This is a genomic window from Flavonifractor sp. An112 (assembly GCF_904377885.1).
GTDB lineage: Bacteria > Bacillota > Clostridia > Oscillospirales > Oscillospiraceae > Flavonifractor > Flavonifractor avicola.
On the sequence record NZ_CAJFGT010000019.1, the window covers coordinates 1 to 17,075 of the forward strand.

The window sequence follows — 17,075 nt, forward strand, 5'->3', positions numbered from 1 at the left end:
AGCGGTCTTGACCACCAGCTCCATGGCCTCAGCGGTATCGTACAGAGCGCCCTTGTCGATGAGCTTGGCGCTCTCCTGATATTTCTTGCCTCTAAACATTGCTCTATTCCCTCCTTCGGCTTAGTCGCCCACCACGATGCCCATGGAGCGGGCAGTGCCGGCGATCATGCTCATAGCCGCGTCGATGCTGGCCGCGTTCAGGTCAGGCATCTTGGTCTCGGCGATCTTGCGCACATCTTCCTTGCTGATGGTGGCCACCTTGGTCTTGTTGGGCACACCGGAGCCGGACTCGATGTTGCAGGCCTTCTTGATGAGGACGGCGGCGGGAGGAGTCTTGGTGATAAAGGTGAAAGAACGGTCGGCGTAAACGGTGATCACCACGGGGATGATCAGGCCCACATCGTTCTTAGTGCGCTCGTTGAACTCCTTGGTGAAGGCGGCGATGTTGATGCCGTGCTGACCAAGGGCAGGACCGACGGGGGGCGCGGGAGTCGCCTTGCCGGCGGGAATCTGAAGTTTCACATAACCAGTAATTTTCTGTGCCATTTGAAACAGCACCTCCTACGATAAATGTGGTTGGAAGCGGAACTGCTGTGCAGTCCCTCCCACGTGCGGGGGAAAGGGGCCGTGCCCGGAGGCTTACTCGACTGGCTCGACCTCGTCCAGTTCCAGCTCTACGGGAGTTTCACGACCGAACATGGAGACTACCACCCGGACCTTGCTGCGGTCCAGATCGATCTCCTCCACGGTACCCAGGAAGGATTCCAGGGCGCCATTGATGATCTTGACGTTGTCGCCTACCTGGTAGTTCACCACTACCTCGCGCTTTTCCACGCCCAGAGCGGCGATCTCTTCGTCAGAGAGGGGGATGGCCTTGTTGCCGGAGCCCACAAATCCGGTGACGCCGCGCACGTTGCGTACCAGATGCCAGGTCTCGTCGGTCAGGACCATTTTGACCAGCACATAGCCGGGAAATACCTTGCGCTCTACGGTCTTAGGGCCGTTGTCCGTAATTTCGGTAACGGTCTCCAGAGGGATACTGACCTCAAAAATGAGGTCCCGCAGGCCGCGGTTCTCCACTGCCTTTTCGATGCTGGCGGCCACGGTGTTTTCATAGCCGGAATAGGTATGCACCACATACCATTTCGCGTTCTCAGCCATCTTCGACACCTTAACCCTTGCCAAACAGATCCAACAGGGCACGAATCACGGAGCCGGCGAGGGCGTCGAACACCCAGATGCAGATCCCAACGACGATACAGCAGAGAATGACGATCACGGTGTTGTTAATGGTCTGTTTCTTGGTGGGCCACTGGACCTTCTTCAGCTCGCTCTTGAGTTCCTTGAACCATTTGCCGATGCGGGCGAAGAAGCCGGGCTTTTTGTCCGCCTTGGCGTCCTTCTTCTTCTCGGACTTGGCGGGCTTGGTCTGCTCGAGCTTCTCGTTTTCAGACATTCCGTTTAACCCTTCTTTCTTCTGAGCCGTCTTGCAGAGCTCATTACTTGGTCTCGTTGTGGACCGTGTGCTTTCTGCAGAAGGGGCAGTACTTCTTCAATTCCAGACGGTCGGGAGTGTTCTTCTTGTTCTTGTTGGTGTTATAGTTCCGCTGCTTGCACTCGGAGCAGCGCAGGGTGATCTTCACCCGGTTGCCGGCCTTCGCCATGTTCGGCACCTCCTTCATTGTTTGACCGCATAACAGCAAAAATGCCGGATGCGGCCGCAGGCCGAATCCAGCACGTACCGGCGGCGAAACGCTGCCGGATGGAACGTCACGGTGCGGATTCGGCACATTTGCCTCCCTATGTCTCACGCGGAGGGAAGGGTTTCGCACGTCATCACACCGTAAAAATGCGCACAAAAAAAGAGCCCTTTTTCATAGGTAACTGAACTATACCACAGCATGAGACCAAAGTCAAGCAGTTTCCACTTGTTTTTTCTTCATTCCTTTTGTATAGTGTAGAAAGCAGAAAAAGGAGTGATGATCTTGCGTATCATGGCCATTGATTACGGCGACGCCCGGACGGGCGTTGCCATCTCCGATCCCACCGGCCTGCTGGCCGGATATACCACCGTCATCCACAGCCGTAAGGCGGATGTGGTGGCGGAGGAGCTGGCCCGGCTGGTGAAGGAACACCAGGTGGACGAGCTGGTGATGGGGTTTCCCCGGAATATGGACGGCACCGAGGGCCCCCGGGCGGAGCTGTACAAGGCCTTTGCCGCCCAGGTGGAAGAGACCTGCGGCCTGAAGCCGGTGCTGTGGGATGAGCGGCGCACCACCGTGGAGGCCCACAACATCCTCCACGCCTCGGGCAAGAAGATGAAAAACCACAAGAAGACCGTGGATGCCGTTGCGGCCACCCTGATCCTGGAGGGCTACCTCACCTTCAAGCGGGCCAGAGGATAAGGAATACCTACCCTTTCCGGAACAGCTCCCGCAAGCCCACTACCAGGAGAAATCCTCCAAAGCAGCGGTGCAGCAGGGTAGTGTCCATTCCGGTGGCCGCCCAGGCGGCCAGAGCCGCGCACACAAGGCCGGTGAGGATGGCGGGGAGCAGAACCGGCTTTTCCACATAACCGTTCCTGATGTGGGCGGGCAGAGCCGCGGCGGCCGAGGGCAGAAAGTAGAGCAGGTTGATGCCCTGAGCCTGGTTTTGGGCGATACCGGCAAAGGTGGTCAGATAGATGAGCAGCAGGGTGCCGCCTCCCACCCCAAAGCCGGACAGGATGCCGGTAAGAGCCCCTGCCAGAATGGCGGTCAGCCAGCCCATCAGAAGAACAGGGCCTTTACCCCGCCGTAGAGCAGCAGCAGGGCAAAGAGCCGTCGGAGCCACACCATATTCATACGCCGAAACAGCCTCCCGCCCAGGAGACCGCCCAGCAAGCCCCCCACCAGATAGGGCAGTGCCATCCACAAATCCACGCCGCCCCGGAACAGATAGATGGCGGCGGACAGGGCACACATGGGCAGAATGATGGCGACTGAGGTGGCGAAAGCCTTCCGCTGTCCCAGGCCGCACCAGCCTGCCAGCAGGGGGACCAGCACCATACCGCCCCCGCCCCCGAAAAAACCGTTGACTAAGCCCGCCGCCCCTCCTGCCAGAGCGGGGCGGAGCCATGTTCCATGATTCTGACGCAAAAAACATCCCTCCGTTGGCCTTAGTTTGCCGGCGGAGGGATGTTTTTATACGGGTTGCAGACCGGACAGCGTGAGTACCACGTCGCCGGCCATCATGAGCCCCGCTACTGGGGGCACCCAGGCTACGCTGCCGGGGACGGAGCGGCGGCCGGGGGGCGGAGCCTCATGCTGGGTGGCTGCCTTGGGTTCCTCCGGGGACCACAGCACCCGGTGGTGGTGGATGCCTCTGGCCCGCAGCTCCTTGCGGACCACCCGAGCCAAGGGACAGCCCTCGGTTTTGGAGATGTCCCCGATGCGGAACAGGGAGGGGTCCAGCTTGTTGCCGGTCCCAAGGGCAGAGAGAATGGGGATGTTTCGGGTGATGGCGGTCTCGATCAGGTCCAGTTTGCAGGACACCAGGTCGATACAATCCACAAGGTAGTCGTACTTTGTGGAAAAGAAGGACTCCCGGTTCTGGGCCTCGTACTTTTCCACCCGGACCGTGGTGCGGCACTGGGGATTGATGTCGGCGATGCGGTCTGCCATGGCCCGGGCCTTGGGCACGCCCAGGGTGGACAGGGTGGCCTCCACCTGACGGTTCAGGTTGGTGAGTCCCACCTCGTCATGGTCGATGAGAGTGAGGGCCCCCACGCCGGAGCGGGCCAGGGCCTCGGCGCACCAGCTACCCACGCCGCCCAGGCCGAATACCGCCACATGGGCGGCGGTCAAGCGCTCCATAGCCTGGTCGCCCAGCAGCATTTGGGTTCGTAAGAATTTTTCGTCCATAAAGCCTCCGAAAAAAGGCGGACGGGGCTGGGCTCCGTCCGCCTTTTGGTCGTTAGTCGTTTACATACTTGATGCCGTCGCCCTGGACCGCTTCCAGACCTTCGGTCAGGCCGGTGAGCCAGGTGTTCATGCCGTCCTGACGCAGAGCGCTGTCGGCGTCCAGCTTCCAGACGGGATCGTTGGCACCCTGGTAGTACACCACGTGCCAGCCCTGCTGGCCGGAGTTGGTGTTCTCAATGAGGGTGGTGTCGCCGGGCTGACGGGCCTCATCAAAGATCCAGTCGTTAAAGGCATCGAACATCTGACCCTTGTAGACCTCCTCATACAGACCGCCGTTGGTGTTGGAGCCGGGATCATCGGAGTTGGCCTCGGCCAGAGCGCCGAAGGACTCGGCGGTCTTGTCGCCGGCGTTCCACTCATCCAGCAGGGACTGGGCCTCGGCCTTGGCGGCGTCCAGAGACTCCTGAGTGGGAACGGTGGACTCGTCCACATCCTCGGTGGCGGGATCATCCTCCTGGGTCAGCTCAGCCTTGATGAGGATGTGGCGGATGTCGGCAGTGGGAGTCTCGTCCAGGTAACGCTTCTGGAAGAGCACCACATAGTAGCCGGTATCATATTCCACCACGCCCACGTCGCCGGTGGTGCGGGAGGCATCCAGCATCCACTCGCCGTAGGTGCGGCTGGAGACGCTGGTGCCGGAGAGAGCGGTGGTCAGGGAGTAGTCAGGATCGCTCTCATACTTCTCCTTGCTGCTCTCAGACACATAGTTGGGAGCCAGCTCGGCAAAGGTGGCCTCCTTGTCCTCGGCAGCCTCCACGGCAGCGGCGAACTCGTCGGCCTTGGCCTTGGCGGCCTGCATGGCGGCGGCGGACTCCTCTTCGGTGGGCTCCACGGTGTTGCCCTCCTCGTCGGTGCCGCTGGGAGCGGTGCCGTCGATCTGGATGGAGCGGAAGGTGAAGCTGTCCAGATCATTCTTGTGCTCGTCATAGTAGGTCTGGATGGCGTCGCCGGTGATATCCAGACCGTCCATATAGGCGTTCTTATAGCTGGAAACCAGCACATCCCGACGGACACAGTCCTCATAGGCGCCCACGGTCATATACTTGCCATAGGTGCTTCTCAGGTAGCCCTCAAAGCTGCTGGCGCCCAGCTGGGCGGCATAGCTCTTCATATAGGCGATGGAATTGTCCACGGTGGCCTGATCCTCGTCGGTAAAGGTATACCCGGCCTCCTCAGCGGCATTCTCCACAGCGGCCACTTCGGTCAGGTCATCAATGGCCTGCTCCAGGAAGTAGTCATAGTAGGTCTGGGTCTGCTCCTCGTCCACATACTGCTCACGCAGGTCGGTCTGAGGATCAAAGGAGGCGCCGTTGGAATAGGATTCAACCATGGCCGCGTAGAAATAGTATTCCACATCGTTGACATTATAATTCCGGCCGTCCACGGTGAGGGCGGTGGCGCCGCGCTGGAAAATACCGGAGTGCCACACCAGCAGAATGACTACCAGGATGGCGATAATCACGCCGATGGCGGTATACAATACCGTTTTCTGCTTGGCGGCCTTCTGCTCCCGGAGCTCAGCCCGCTGCTTTTGGGTCAAGCCCTGCTGGGGATCGCTCCGGCGCTGCTTTTTTTCTCTGGATGCGCTCATTTGTTGCTTCAGTCCTCTCGTCAATGTTCCTGCCGTCGGCAGGGGTGGCTGTACATCCAAATCTGTATAGACAAGCCTGTATTATACAGGAAAAGGGCCTGTCTTTCAAGCCTAAAAACCAGTTTTACACTTTGTTCAGATTTGCGGATATAAGAAAACCCCACGAAACCACAGTTTCGTGGGGGCCCCGCTCTGGCCGTGCGGATCCATTTAAAACCTGCACGAAATGGCAGGTGGGTCGCCTCCATGATGTTTCGTTGCTTCCAACTTCCAGCCGTCCCTCGAAGGGGCGCCGGGAGGCCTGCAGTCCGCACCATGAGGGGGCGTCCCGTTTAAGAGATGTGGGTTTAAATAAAACCCGTCACGCACCGAGCAGGAATCATGTTCAGGAATGTTCCTCGTCTTCGTCAGCGAAGAGAGCTTCCATAAACTGCTGATAGACCAGTTCCAGCTCCTCGTCGCTGTCCAGGGTGGAGAGCTGGTCCTCGCCGTCCACATGGACCACCTTCAGGATGATGAGGCCGTTTTCCTCGTCGTCCAGGTCCACCTCTTCCACGCCGTCCTCCTGTTCCTCGCCCTGAATGGCGGGGAAAAAGGCCATATAGGTCTGACCGTTGTAGTCCAGGGTATCAACGTGCTCCAGCTCAAACTCGTTGCCCTCTTCATCGGTAACGGTGATGAAATCAGGGCCAAATTCTTCACTCATAGATGGCACCATACCTTCCTTAGTGTCGTCTCTATTGTAGCTTGTAGTTGAGTAAAATGCAAGAGCAGGACGTGCTAAAATTTTTTTAGATCACGGAATGGATACAAAAAAGCCGGGAAAGAGGGTGGACAACAGGTGAGAACGTGATATAATAGCATCGATTCTCTGTAAGCTTTCATTGCAGATAGCAGTACCAAAAGCCTGCTTACCCCATACGGAGGTGTCATTTTTGCCGTCAAGATCCAATCAAAGTCCCCGGCCGCCCAGGCGCCGGAGCGAAAAGACCTACAGTCCCGCGATGCATATCCTGGGAATCGTGGGCAAGGTCGTGGGGACCTTCCTGCTGGTCATGCTGATCACCGGGATCATCCTCGTCTGCTTCGCCATGGTCTATATCAAAACAGTCATCCTGCCTCAGGCCCATCTGGACGCCAATTTTGATATGAACCTGACCAGCACCATCTATTATATGAACCAGGAGACGGGAGAATACGAGGAACATTTTTCCCTTCACGGTACAGAGAACCGTAAGAAAGTGACCTACGATCAGATCCCGGAAAATCTGGTCAACGCCACCATTGCCATTGAGGATGAGCGATTTTTGACCCACAATGGCGTGGACTGGAAGCGTACCCTCAACGGCGTGCTGCTCATGTTCACCGGAAAGGATATCCAGGGCGGCTCCACCATTACCCAGCAGCTCATTAAGAACGCCACTCAGTATGACGACGTTACCGTCAAGCGTAAGATCCTGGAGATCTTTACCGCCCTGGACTTTGACGCCACCTACTCCAAGGAGCAGATCATGGAGTGGTATCTGAACCTGATCTATCTGGGCGACAACTGTTATGGTGTGGCAACCGCCGCCGAAAACTACTTTGGCAAGGACGTGTCTGAGCTGAGCCTGGCCGAGTGCGCCAGCCTCATCAGCATCACCAATAACCCCACCCTGTATGGCCCCAACTCCAACATTCGTATCACCAATGAGGAGACCGGCGAGGTCACCACCGGCCGGGAACGCAACAAGCAGCGCCAGGAGCTGGTGCTGTGGAAGATGCTGGACCTGGGCATGATCTCTCAGGAGGAGTACGATGAAGCTGTGGCGGAGGAACTGGTGTTCACCCGCAGCGAAGATGAGCAGAAGCCCAGTACCATTTACAACTGGTACGACGAGCAGGTCATCACTGATGTGATCAACGACCTGATGGAGGAATATGGCTACTCCGAGCAGCTGGCGGAGAACATGGTGTACTCCGGCGGCCTGAAGATCTACGCCTGTGTGGATACCCGCATCCAGTCCATTGTGGAATCGGTCTATTACGATCAGAACAGTCTGGTGCTTACCTCCTCCAAGGGACAGGATATCCAGTCCTCCATTGTCATCATTGACCCCGAGGGCAATGTGGTGGGCCTGGCGGGCGCCCTAGGCGAAAAGACGGCCAACCGGGTGCTCAATATGGCCAGCGGCACTGTCCGTCAGCCTGGTTCCTCCATCAAGCCCCTGTCGGTCTATGCGCCGGCCATTGAGCTGGGTATGATTACGCCGGCCTCGGTCTATGCCGATGAACCGGTGCGTGTGCTCAACGGAAAGAACTGGCCTCTGAACAATCCTCAGACCTACCGCGGCGATATCACCGTAAATACCGCCGTGGAGGTGTCCTCCAACCCTGTGGCGGTGCGTATTCTGGAGGAGATGGGGGCGGAAACTTCCTTTGACTTTGTGGAGCAGAATTTCCACATTGACCTGGAGGAGTCCTATCTGAGCAACGGTGAGGTCAAGAATGACTACGGTTCCAGCCAGATGGCTTTGGGCGGCCTGACCCACGGTGTCAGCGTGATGGATATGGCGGCTGCCTACTCGGTGTTCCCCCGGGACGGCGTGTATATCGAGCCCCGGACCTACACCAAGGTTACCCGTGAGGTGGACGGTGTGGAAGAGGTGCTGCTGGATAACACGGAAACGGAAGAAGAAGTCATTCTCTCCACCAAGACCACCTATTATATGAATGAGATGCTCAAGAACGTGGTAAGCAACGGTACCGGTACTGCCGCCCGTATCTCGGGCATGACGGTGGCCGGTAAGACCGGTTCCACCACCGCCAACAACGACCGCTGGTTTGTGGGCTATACGCCCTACTACACCGCAGCTGTGTGGGTGGGTTATAAGACCCCCGAGCGGATCTATGCCAGCAACAACCCTGCGGCGGTGCTGTGGCAGAAGGTCATGAGTCAGGTCCATGAAGGCCTGGATAACAAGAACTTCACTCAGGCCAGCGGACTGACGCCGGTACAGCTGTGTAAGGACAGCGGGCTGCGGGCCACCGAGGCCTGTCTCAGCGATCCCAGAGGGGACCGGGTCTACCAGATGTACCTCTTCGCGGAGGATGTGCCGGTAGAGAACTGCGACCAGCACACGATGGTGGATGTCTGTACCGGCTCTCCCATTCTGGATGCCGACGGCAATCCCATCGAGGGCCTGTATCATCTGGCCGGCGACTATTGTCCCAGAGAGGCAAACGAGGCGCTGGGGATCACCGAGGGTACAGTGAAGTCTATCGGCGTACTGGCCAGCGGAGACAGCAGCAACCAGTATACCAAGGCGTATCTGGAGTCCCAGGGCAGCTGTACGGTCCACACCTCGGAGCCGGAGCCGCCGGAGCCGGATGAGTATGATCCCTCTACCTTCCGGCTGGAGGACCAATCTACCTGGCCTACCCAGGAGCAGTGGCCTGGCTTCGATCCCACCAACCCGGCCACCTATCCCACGGTTCCGCCGGAGCCTACAGATTCGGGCGGGTCCGGTGGAGAGACCACGGAGCCCAGTGTAACACCGTCTCCCGCGCCTACGCCGGAGATGCCGCCGGAGGAACCATACGTTCCCGCCGGATGAGCCAATCAGTATGAAAGCGGAGGAGCTGCCTTTGGGCGGCTCCTCCGCTTTTGGTATTGCGGGCCATCATAAAATCGTAAGAAGTAGGTCGGAAAAGGGCAAAGTCGTTGGGGCCCAACGATATTGAAGCATACTTCCGTATCATTGTGGGAAAAAAGGAAAATGGAGCAAAAAGAATCTTCCTCTTTCTCTGGACGGAACCTGAAAAATCTGATACACTGAAGCCAAATCACAGCAGGAGGGAACATTATGCTGATCCAACAGGTGGTCGCATTTTTATTGGCTGGGGCACTGATGACCGGCGGATCGTCCGGGGTCGCCATTCAGGATGTTTCACAGGATCATTGGTCCTACCCCTATGTATCCTATATGGTGGAACATGATGTGATGTACACCACCAAGACTGGAAACTTCCTGGGGGAGGTCCAGATCAATCGGGGTGACTTTGTGCTCAGCCTGTGGCGGGCGGCGGGAAGCCCGTCCGGAGCCACGCCCAATTTTACCGACGTGCGCCCGGAGGACGCCTGCTATCAGGCGGTGGGCTGGGCGGTGGAGCAGGGGATCTCTCAGGGTACCTCTGAGACGAAATTCTCCCCGGCGGCCTCCCTGGACCGGGAGCAGGCCTTTACCTTTCTGTGGCGGGCCCTGCCGGTATTCGGCGTGGAACAGAAAGAGGGACTATCAGGCGGATTGGCCGATTTCCAGGACGTAGACACCGTGAGCGGCTGGGCCCTGGCGGCTATTGGCGATCTGTATGCCCGGGGTGTCGTCAGCGGCACCGGGGACGGACTTCTGGCGCCCCACCAGCCGGTGACTCGCAGCGAGACCGCCACGCTCCTCTATAAAACACTGGATCTGGCCGGCAAGATCGAAGGGGGCGACACCCCCACGGTTTCCACGGCAGTACCTGAAGATGAGTGGGCCTGGTTTGACGACGTGGTCTTTGTAGGCGACTCGGTATCCCTGAAGCTGACCGGATATGTGACCAAGATGCGCCAGAGCGATCCGGACTATCTGGGCAAGGCCCAGTTCCTTACCGCCGGCAGCCTGGGCAGCGGAAATGCGCTGTGGGAGGTCAGCGACGAGTCGGTGCATCCCCTCTACCAGGGCACCAAGATGCGTCTGGAGGACTCGGTCCACGCCTGCGGCGCCAAGAAGCTCTATATCCTGCTGGGTATGAATGATGTGGGCCTGTATGGCGTGGACGGCTCGGTGGCCAATATGGAGACGCTGCTCAAGCTTATCAAGGAAAAGACCCCCGATCTGCAGATCTTTGTCCAGTCGGCCACTCCCATCCACAAGGGCAATGAGAAAAAGGTGCTTAACAACGCCAACCTGCGGCTGTACAATGAGAAGCTGAAGGGGATGTGTGACCGCAACGGCTACTACTATGTGGACATCGCCTCGGTGCTTACCGACGCGGAAGGCTATCTGCCCGATTCCTATTGCAGCGATGCCTCCGGTATGGGGATGCACTTCACCGATGAGGCCTGCCGGATCTGGGTGGATTATTTGAAGCAGGATGCAGCCGCCCGTCAGAACGGCTGACCGGATGGAAAAACAGTGCGGTAGAAACCGCGGAAAGGTGATCGTATGAAAAAGAAAGTACGCAGCGTACTGCTGCTGGCATTGGCTGTCATGATGGCGGTTAGCGCCGCTGGCTGCAGCGGCGGGACAAAGACCGCCGATATGGATGTGGCGAAAGTGATGGACGCCATGCTGGAGAAAGCCCCGATTGAGGGTGGCATTGAGCTGAGTCAGGACGATATGCTCAACTTCTACGGCATCCAGAGTGAGGATATGGAGGCTTTTGCCGCCAACCTTGCAGCAGATGGCATTACCGCCAAGGAGATCGTGCTGGTGAAGGCCAAGGACGAGGACAGCGCCAAGACGGTGGAGAGCAAGCTGCAGAGTCGGCTGGACGCCCGCCGCAACGAGTTCAACAACTACCTGCCCGATCAGTACGCCATCGTGGAAAAGAGCGAAGTCAAGCGGGACGGCGTGTATGTGCGGCTCATCATCGCTCCCCAGCAGGACGAGCTGGTGGAGCTGTACAACAGCTACCTGAACGGCTGATTTTTTAAAAAAGAAAAGCTCCGCTGCCATAGCAGCGGAGCTTTTTGTTTCTTATTTTTGCTTGTGAGCGCTGTCGCGGAGGCGTTCGTGATCTTCCAGCAGGGCCTGAGCGGCCAGATCGAAGGCGGCGGCATCTTCGTAGCGGTTGACCAGCTCGCTCTCCTGCAGGTCGCTGTAGTCCTTTTCTTTGCCGCGGTAGACAAGCTTAAGCAAAATGGGGGTGAGGATGGTGGTTGCGATAACCATCAGCACCACGGGACCAAAGAAGTCGTCGTTCATCAGCCCCGCCGCAATGCCGTTGTTGGCCACGATCAAGGCAACCTCGCCCCGGGAGATCATGCCCACGCCGATGCGGAGGGAATCCTGATTGGAGTAGCGGCACAGTTTGGCGCCCAGCCCGCAGCCCACCACCTTGGAGACTACAGCCAAGAGGATCAGCAGGACGGAGAAAAGAACGATGGAGCCGCTCATATCCGGCAGTACCACCTTCAGACCCAGGCTGGCGAAGAAGATGGGGGAGAGCAGCGTGTAAGACAGGGTATCGAAGCGATCCTGCAAGTAGGCCACCCGGGGGGTCTTGGCGAAGATCAGACCGGCGATATAGGCGCCGGTGATGTCGGCCACGCCGAATACTTCCTCGGCAAAGTAGGCGTACAGCAGGCAGAACGCAAAGGAAATGACAACAAACCGGCGTTTATCCCGGTCATATCGCTTGAACCACCACTCCACGATCCGGTGAAGCACGATCCATACCACCACGCTGATGGCGAAAAAGGCCACGATCTTCAGCAGGACCATCAGCACATTGGCGCCGGTGCCCGACATACTGGTGATGATGGTAAGGGCCACGATGCCCAGCACATCGTCAATGATGGCGGCGCCCAGAATGGCGTTGCCCGAACGGGTGGACAGCTTCCCAATCTCCTTCAGAGTCTCTACCGTGATGCTGACGGAGGTGGCGGTCAGGATCACGCCGACAAAGACGTTTTGCAGGAAGGTGTCAGTTCCGGTATTGAAGAAGCAGGCCAGCGCAAAGCCGCCTGCCAGCGGGACCAGAACACCGATGAGGGCGATGATGAAAGCGGATGCGCCTGCCTTCTTCAGTTCGCCCAGGTCAGTCTCCAGACCGGCGTTAAACATGAGAACAATAACACCCAATTCCGCCAGCTGGTCCATCAGTGTGGTTTCCTGAAGCACGCCCAGCATAGCGGGGCCCAACAGCAGTCCGGCCAACAGCGCGCCGACGACCTGGGGCAGCGCAAACCGCTTGGTTACAATTCCCAGGACCTTGGTGCTCAACAGGATGACCGCGATCTCAAATAAAAAGTGATAACTCGTATCCCACACCCCTCTCTCTAGTGTAGTAAAAATGCACTATAAATGGTAGTTTATTTTGGCCAAAAAATCAACTGGCAACCTGCATAGAATTTCAGGCTGCTGTCATAATTCAACTCAAAAAACTGACAAGAAAATTCCCCGGGAAGAACTGTCTAAGACAATTCCTACCGGGGTGATACATATATGGATAAATCAGGATGGCTGAGGGGACGAGGAAAAGCGCTGAGCCACCCGCCGGAATTCATCCTCCAGCAAAAAGCTGATGCGGGCAGCCAGTTCCGAGGGCTCCTCCTTCATGTCGTCGGCCAGCCAGCCCAGCATGGTGCCGGCCAGGGCGTACATATAGAAATCAATGAGGAATTCCCGGTCCCGCTCCGCCATGACAAGACCTTCGGCGGCAGTATCCAGCAGCTTGGCAGTCAAGGCGTGGGACATGGTGAAGAACTGGCAGTCCAGGTGCTCACGACCGCTGGAGCGGTAGATGTGATAGATGATGACATGGTTCTCCTGTATGTAGTGGAAGGAGGTCATTAAAGCCTCCTGCCAGGAGGTGCAGGGCTGCAGGACCTCGGTGGTCTCATGCTCCAGGAACCAGTGGAGCAGATCATAGATATCCTGGAAATGATAATAGAAGGTCTGCCGGTTGACTTCGCAGTCCTCTACGATCTCCTTGACGGTAATATCGTCCAAGAACTTCTTCTGCAGCAGTCGCCGCAAAGAATTGGCAAGCGCCAGTTTGGTGCTGGGAGCCAATGGGCACACCTCCTCTCATTCAGACTGGTGTAACAGGTGCAGCCTGCCCTTTATAGCACAAAGGGCAGGTGTATAAATGTACAGCCGCGCATCTGCGGCTTTTGCGCTTATTATACCACAGTGGTATAAAGAATTGCAATCCTGTCCAAAGTATGGTATGATTTGCCCCGTTAAACGGGAACATCAAAGGAGAGAGAAAAATGACCATTGATTATCGTCCCAGGGGCGTTTGCTCCAACCGCATGGTGGTGGATGTGGAGAACGGCGTGATCCGCTCCCTACAGGTCCAGGGCGGGTGCAACGGCAACCTTCAGGGAATCTCCCGTCTGGTGGAGGGTATGAAGGTGGATGAGGCCATCCGGCGGCTGGAAGGCATCCGCTGCGACTTCAAAGCCACCTCCTGCCCGGACCAGCTGGCCCAGGCACTGAAACAGGCGGTAGAAGCCTAAACAGAAAAAAGCTGGGGCGTGCATATGCACGCCCCAGCTTTTTTGGTATACGCAGGAGTGAGCCTCAGGCAGCAGGCTCTTCGGCGGTCAGGGCGCCGAAGTTGGACAGAACCTGAGCAAACTCCACCCGGGTCAGCTGACCGGCGGGCATCAGCTGGCCGGCCTCGTTGCCGGTCATGATGCCGGCGTAGTAGCAGAAGGTCATGCCGTCCAGAGACTCAGCGGGGATGGAGGCATAGTCGGGAGCCTTCTCCATGGAGCCGTCGGCGGCAGGGGCCTGGATGCCCTTGTACTCGGCATAGGCAGCAATCAGGTCGGCGATCTCAGCGCGGGTGATGGTCTGATCCTCGCCGAAGGTGGTGCCTTCAAACAGGCCCACGGAAGCGGCCCAGTTGATGCAGTCGGAGTACCACTTGCCCTCGGTGTCGGTGACAGTGGTCTTCTCCACGGCGGGAGCACCCTCCATGTTGTACAGCACCTGATACACGGTGGCGCGGCTCACCTGGCCGAAGGGAGTGAAGCTGAAGCCGTTGGTGGTGCTCATCATATCATTGTTCACCACATAGCGGACAGCCTCGCCGTACCAGGCGGAGAAGTCGGCGTCGGCGTACAGAACGGTGATGCGGCCGTCGCCTCTGGGATTGGCGTACTGCTCGCCTACCACGCCGCCCAGCTCGTCCTTGATGTAGTTGATGAGGACCTCGTTGTCCACCATGACCTCATCCTTCAGGATCTTCACGTTGTCAGCGCCGAACATGGCATAGCCGTCGCCGCCGTCCTTGAGCATATAGTTGTGGGAGGCCAGGGTGTAGGTGGCCTCGGGGTCAATGGCGGTGTACTCGCCGGTCTCGCTGTCCAGAACCTGAACATCCTTGACCCGGCGGTCGCCGGCCACCTTCACGAAGTTACCAGCGTCGTCCAGCTCCACGGAGGTGGGGATGGAGGTGTCCACGGTGTACTTGATGCCGGAGACCTGCAGGAAGCCGCCGCTCTCAGACACGCCGGCCTGCATGGAGCCCAGCTCCAGAGCATCCAGGATCTGCTGGCCGGAGACCTCAACCAGGCAGGCCAGGTTGCCGAAGGGATGGACGGCGATGATGTTGCCGTAGGTGATGTCGCCGGCAGCGATGTTGTCGCGGACGCCGCCGCCGTTGACAAAGCCGATGTCAGCGCCCAGCAGCACGCGGTAGGCGTCGGCGCACAGGTCGCCCAGGTTAGTCTCGGCGGAGCGGACAGCACGCTCACCGGTGTAGGGATCGTTGATGGTCAGGTCCACGGAGGAAGTAGCCACCACTTCTTCGGACATGGCCTTGTACTCAGCCTGGATACCCTCGATAAAGGTCTTGGCGGTGGTGTAGGCCTGAGAGGTGGTATCCACGTCAGCCAGGGCAACCAGCTCGGTGGTCATAGTGCCGTCGGGAGCGATGACCAGCTTGCCCACGGACTCGGCCTTGGTGCCGGTCTGGCTCAGGAGCACGTCCTCACCGTCGGCGTTCTTCACGGTCTTGGAGGGCTCGGTGGTGTGGGAGTGGCCGTCCAGCACCACGTCGATGCCGGTGGTGTTGGCAATGACTTCGGTGGACATCCAGGGAGAGCTCTGGGCGTCCTCACCCAGGTGAGCCAGGGCCACCACATAGTCAGCGCCGGCCTTGCGGGCGGCATCCACAGTATCCTGGACCTGGTCGTACAGGGCCTTGCCGTCCTTATCCTGGCAGAAGCCGTAGATGTACTCGCCCTTGTCGTTCTGGAAGTAGGCGGGGGCGGACTTGGTCAGGGTCTCGGGAGTGGAGATACCCACATAGGCCACGTCCACGTCGCCGTAGGTGACCATGGTGTAGGGCTCCAGCACGGCCTTGCCGTCGGCGTCCACGAAGTTGCAGCTGACATAGGTGTACTCAGCCTGGTTCTTGGCGATGTCCAGGAAGGTATCCATGCCGAAATCGAACTCGTGGTTGCCGGGGATGGCAATGTCGTAGCCCACATTGTTCATGATGTCCACGATCCAGCTGCCCTTGGACAGGGAGCCCAGGATGCCGCCCTGGATGGCGTCGCCGTTGTCCACCAGGGTAACGTTGTCGGCGCCGTAGCTGGCTTCCATCTCGGCCTTATAGGCGGCGATGGCGGCATAGGACATACCGTCGTCGCTGGTGCAGTGGACGTCGTTGGTGTACAGCACCACAATACCGTCATCCGTAGCAGCGGTGGTGTCCCCCTCGGCAGCCATGGCGGGGATGCAGAAGCTGCTGGCCATGGACAGGGAGAGGAACAGGGACAGGAACTTGCGTGTGTGTTTTCTCATGAAACATTCCACCTTTCCTTCCGGGCCCTACCGGAGGGGACCTTTCCGGCCGACGGATGGAGCCTGAACGCATCCGCGGGTACAAAAGGTTCCTCTGGATGTGGGCAAATCGGATGTCTTAATGGTAACAAAATGGAAACAGAAATACAAGGGGTCCGGTGTAGAAAGCAGGTAAATTTTATGTGGTTTTGGTAAAATAGGCAGAAAGGCAGAAAAGACAACAAGTCCCCGGAGAAACGCTCCGGGGACTTGCTTCAGCAGGGCAGGGTGACCCAGGTGGGAGTGCCGGACAGATCGGTAAAGAGCAGGCCGTTGGGAGGCAGAAAGGTGAATAGAAGTGTGGCGATTCCCAGCACCAGTACCAGCAGGACCAGCACTTCCCGGAAGTTTTGCCAGAAGGGCTGGTGGAGCAGATGGGGAAGCAGGAAAAATACCGCCATCATCAATAGATAGAGGACGATATCAAAGATAAGGGAGTCCCCCTGAAAAGGAATGTGGTAGAGGTAGCCGATTCCCAGCATCCCCGCCGTGGCTGCCAGCAGGGCAAAGGCCCGCTGTCCCGGCAGCTCAGGCTGCCGGCGGCGCAGAGCCAGCCCGGCAATGAGGCAGGGCCAGTAGAGCAGTTTGACGTGCTCCCATAGGCTCTCCCGCACCGGAGCTACCAGAGCGGTGGCAGGACAGGGAAGCAGGGTATAGAGGAAATGCAGACAGGCGCCGGCCACTGTGGCGGCAACAAAAGCGATCCACTCGGTCTTGCTCAGGCGCGGCATGGCGGACACATCCTTTCGTCTTATATGCCGTAACATATGCAAACAAAAGAAAAAAATACCACAGAGCCTCCAGATAAAAAGCAGGAAACAGGGGGAGAAAAGAACAGGGGCAAAGCGCCAACAATCTGCCGGGCGGCAGTTGGAAAGAAGTACCAAGCCAAAGGAACATTTCATTGCCAGCGCGGTTCGTCCATTTGAAAACCATATTAGTAACAGGCGTACAAAACGCCAATGATTTGGG

18 protein-coding genes, 1 other RNA gene and 1 pseudogene are annotated in these 17,075 nt (G+C 58.1%); 5 read left to right on the forward strand and 15 right to left on the reverse strand.

From position 1 onward, the window contains the following. The 5 genes and pseudogenes from IHN22_RS04310 to rpmG form a co-directional block, all read right to left on the reverse strand. Nucleotides 1-99: pseudogene (locus IHN22_RS04310) on the reverse strand (50S ribosomal protein L1); the annotation flags it as partial. Nucleotides 100-120: 21 nt separating this feature from the next. Further along, entirely contained in the window at nucleotides 121-546 is a 426-nt protein-coding gene (gene rplK, locus IHN22_RS04315; RefSeq protein ID WP_087188134.1) for a 50S ribosomal protein L11, read from the reverse strand. A 93-nt stretch (nucleotides 547-639) separates the two neighbouring features. Beyond that, nucleotides 640-1,161, reverse strand: a complete 522-nt coding sequence (gene nusG / locus IHN22_RS04320; RefSeq protein WP_087188135.1) for a transcription termination/antitermination protein NusG — start codon at nucleotides 1,159-1,161, stop codon at nucleotides 640-642. A gap of 10 nt (nucleotides 1,162-1,171) precedes the next feature. Further along, on the reverse strand, nucleotides 1,172-1,456 hold the full coding sequence (secE, locus tag IHN22_RS04325) for a preprotein translocase subunit SecE (protein ID WP_087188136.1): 285 nt from the start codon (nucleotides 1,454-1,456) through the stop codon (nucleotides 1,172-1,174). 43 nt (nucleotides 1,457-1,499) lie between these two features. Next, complete coding sequence (gene rpmG / locus IHN22_RS04330) at nucleotides 1,500-1,664, reverse strand: 50S ribosomal protein L33 (RefSeq protein ID WP_087188137.1); 165 nt, start codon at nucleotides 1,662-1,664, stop codon at nucleotides 1,500-1,502. A gap of 321 nt (nucleotides 1,665-1,985) precedes the next feature. Here rpmG and ruvX point away from each other — a divergent pair, with 321 nt between their 5' ends. Next, complete coding sequence (gene ruvX / locus IHN22_RS04335; protein ID WP_087188158.1) at nucleotides 1,986-2,405, forward strand: Holliday junction resolvase RuvX; 420 nt, start codon at nucleotides 1,986-1,988, stop codon at nucleotides 2,403-2,405. 7 nt (nucleotides 2,406-2,412) lie between these two features. Here ruvX and IHN22_RS04340 read toward each other — a convergent pair whose 3' ends face one another. From IHN22_RS04340 to IHN22_RS04365, 6 genes are all read right to left on the reverse strand, one after another. Next, nucleotides 2,413-2,769 (reverse strand): TSUP family transporter, encoded by a 357-nt coding sequence (locus IHN22_RS04340; protein WP_191433691.1) that lies wholly within the window; start codon nucleotides 2,767-2,769, stop codon nucleotides 2,413-2,415. Further along, the gene (locus IHN22_RS04345) at nucleotides 2,769-3,137 is read right to left on the reverse strand and encodes a TSUP family transporter (protein WP_191433693.1); all 369 of its coding nucleotides are present in this window, start codon (nucleotides 3,135-3,137) and stop codon (nucleotides 2,769-2,771) included. The genes IHN22_RS04340 and IHN22_RS04345 overlap by 1 nt, the downstream gene beginning before the upstream one ends. Before the next feature lie 45 nt (nucleotides 3,138-3,182). Next, a complete protein-coding gene (locus IHN22_RS04350) occupies nucleotides 3,183-3,902 on the reverse strand; it encodes a tRNA threonylcarbamoyladenosine dehydratase (RefSeq protein ID WP_191433695.1) in 720 nt (239 codons plus the stop codon). Nucleotides 3,903-3,954: 52 nt separating this feature from the next. Then, entirely contained in the window at nucleotides 3,955-5,553 is a 1,599-nt protein-coding gene (locus IHN22_RS04355) for a peptidylprolyl isomerase (protein WP_191433697.1), read from the reverse strand. Between the two features lie 180 nt (nucleotides 5,554-5,733). Then, a non-coding RNA gene (gene ssrS / locus IHN22_RS04360) (6S RNA) lies at nucleotides 5,734-5,935 on the reverse strand. A gap of 3 nt (nucleotides 5,936-5,938) precedes the next feature. Beyond that, entirely contained in the window at nucleotides 5,939-6,259 is a 321-nt protein-coding gene (locus IHN22_RS04365; protein ID WP_242958817.1) for a DUF1292 domain-containing protein, read from the reverse strand. Nucleotides 6,260-6,557: 298 nt separating this feature from the next. On the opposite strand from IHN22_RS04365, the gene IHN22_RS04370 reads away from it, so the two are divergent. The 3 genes from IHN22_RS04370 (at nucleotide 6,558) to IHN22_RS04380 (ending at nucleotide 11,225) form a co-directional block, all read left to right on the forward strand. Then, complete coding sequence (locus tag IHN22_RS04370; protein WP_191433699.1) at nucleotides 6,558-9,149, forward strand: transglycosylase domain-containing protein; 2,592 nt, start codon at nucleotides 6,558-6,560, stop codon at nucleotides 9,147-9,149. Nucleotides 9,150-9,398: 249 nt separating this feature from the next. Then, nucleotides 9,399-10,697: an S-layer homology domain-containing protein gene (locus IHN22_RS04375; protein WP_191433701.1), complete on the forward strand. Its 1,299-nt coding sequence runs from the start codon at nucleotides 9,399-9,401 to the stop codon at nucleotides 10,695-10,697. 45 nt (nucleotides 10,698-10,742) lie between these two features. Next, complete coding sequence (locus tag IHN22_RS04380; protein ID WP_191433703.1) at nucleotides 10,743-11,225, forward strand: DUF4358 domain-containing protein; 483 nt, start codon at nucleotides 10,743-10,745, stop codon at nucleotides 11,223-11,225. 51 nt (nucleotides 11,226-11,276) lie between these two features. On the opposite strand, the gene IHN22_RS04385 is transcribed toward IHN22_RS04380, so the two are convergent. Both IHN22_RS04385 and IHN22_RS04390 read right to left on the reverse strand, forming a co-directional pair. Further along, nucleotides 11,277-12,572, reverse strand: a complete 1,296-nt coding sequence (locus tag IHN22_RS04385; protein ID WP_191433705.1) for a cation:proton antiporter — start codon at nucleotides 12,570-12,572, stop codon at nucleotides 11,277-11,279. Between the two features lie 183 nt (nucleotides 12,573-12,755). Then, complete coding sequence (locus IHN22_RS04390) at nucleotides 12,756-13,316, reverse strand: TetR/AcrR family transcriptional regulator (RefSeq protein WP_300985438.1); 561 nt, start codon at nucleotides 13,314-13,316, stop codon at nucleotides 12,756-12,758. Between the two features lie 200 nt (nucleotides 13,317-13,516). On the opposite strand from IHN22_RS04390, the gene IHN22_RS04395 reads away from it, so the two are divergent. After that, on the forward strand, nucleotides 13,517-13,765 hold the full coding sequence (locus tag IHN22_RS04395; RefSeq protein WP_191433709.1) for a TIGR03905 family TSCPD domain-containing protein: 249 nt from the start codon (nucleotides 13,517-13,519) through the stop codon (nucleotides 13,763-13,765). A gap of 64 nt (nucleotides 13,766-13,829) precedes the next feature. Here the strand turns inward: IHN22_RS04395 and IHN22_RS04400 are convergent, their stop codons facing one another. Together IHN22_RS04400 and IHN22_RS04405 are read right to left on the reverse strand one after the other, a co-directional pair. Next, nucleotides 13,830-16,064 carry a bifunctional metallophosphatase/5'-nucleotidase gene (locus tag IHN22_RS04400; RefSeq protein ID WP_207733069.1) on the reverse strand — a complete coding sequence of 745 codons (2,235 nt, stop codon included), beginning with the start codon at nucleotides 16,062-16,064 and terminating at the stop codon, nucleotides 13,830-13,832. 254 nt (nucleotides 16,065-16,318) lie between these two features. Further along, nucleotides 16,319-16,834: a DUF6512 family protein gene (locus IHN22_RS04405; RefSeq protein WP_191433713.1), complete on the reverse strand. Its 516-nt coding sequence runs from the start codon at nucleotides 16,832-16,834 to the stop codon at nucleotides 16,319-16,321. Nucleotides 16,835-17,075 lie beyond the last annotated feature (241 nt).

Excerpts from the sequence above, each read along its gene's own strand:
- rplK (WP_087188134.1), bottom strand. The coding sequence starts at position 546 with ATGGCACAGAAAATTACTGGTTATGTGAAACTTCAGATTCCCGCCGGC.
- nusG (WP_087188135.1), bottom strand. The coding sequence starts at position 1,161 with ATGGCTGAGAACGCGAAATGGTATGTGGTGCATACCTATTCCGGCTAT.
- secE (WP_087188136.1), bottom strand. The coding sequence starts at position 1,456 with ATGTCTGAAAACGAGAAGCTCGAGCAGACCAAGCCCGCCAAGTCCGAG.
- rpmG (WP_087188137.1), bottom strand. The coding sequence starts at position 1,664 with ATGGCGAAGGCCGGCAACCGGGTGAAGATCACCCTGCGCTGCTCCGAG.
- IHN22_RS04340 (WP_191433691.1), bottom strand. The coding sequence starts at position 2,769 with ATGGGCTGGCTGACCGCCATTCTGGCAGGGGCTCTTACCGGCATCCTG.
- IHN22_RS04350 (WP_191433695.1), bottom strand. The coding sequence starts at position 3,902 with ATGGACGAAAAATTCTTACGAACCCAAATGCTGCTGGGCGACCAGGCT.
- IHN22_RS04355 (WP_191433697.1), bottom strand. The coding sequence starts at position 5,553 with ATGAGCGCATCCAGAGAAAAAAAGCAGCGCCGGAGCGATCCCCAGCAG.
- IHN22_RS04365 (WP_242958817.1), bottom strand. The coding sequence starts at position 6,259 with ATGAGTGAAGAATTTGGCCCTGATTTCATCACCGTTACCGATGAAGAG.
- IHN22_RS04370 (WP_191433699.1), top strand. The coding sequence starts at position 6,558 with ATGCATATCCTGGGAATCGTGGGCAAGGTCGTGGGGACCTTCCTGCTG.
- IHN22_RS04375 (WP_191433701.1), top strand. The coding sequence starts at position 9,399 with ATGCTGATCCAACAGGTGGTCGCATTTTTATTGGCTGGGGCACTGATG.
- IHN22_RS04380 (WP_191433703.1), top strand. The coding sequence starts at position 10,743 with ATGAAAAAGAAAGTACGCAGCGTACTGCTGCTGGCATTGGCTGTCATG.
- IHN22_RS04395 (WP_191433709.1), top strand. The coding sequence starts at position 13,517 with ATGACCATTGATTATCGTCCCAGGGGCGTTTGCTCCAACCGCATGGTG.
- IHN22_RS04400 (WP_207733069.1), bottom strand. The coding sequence starts at position 16,064 with ATGAGAAAACACACACGCAAGTTCCTGTCCCTGTTCCTCTCCCTGTCC.
- IHN22_RS04405 (WP_191433713.1), bottom strand. The coding sequence starts at position 16,834 with ATGCCGCGCCTGAGCAAGACCGAGTGGATCGCTTTTGTTGCCGCCACA.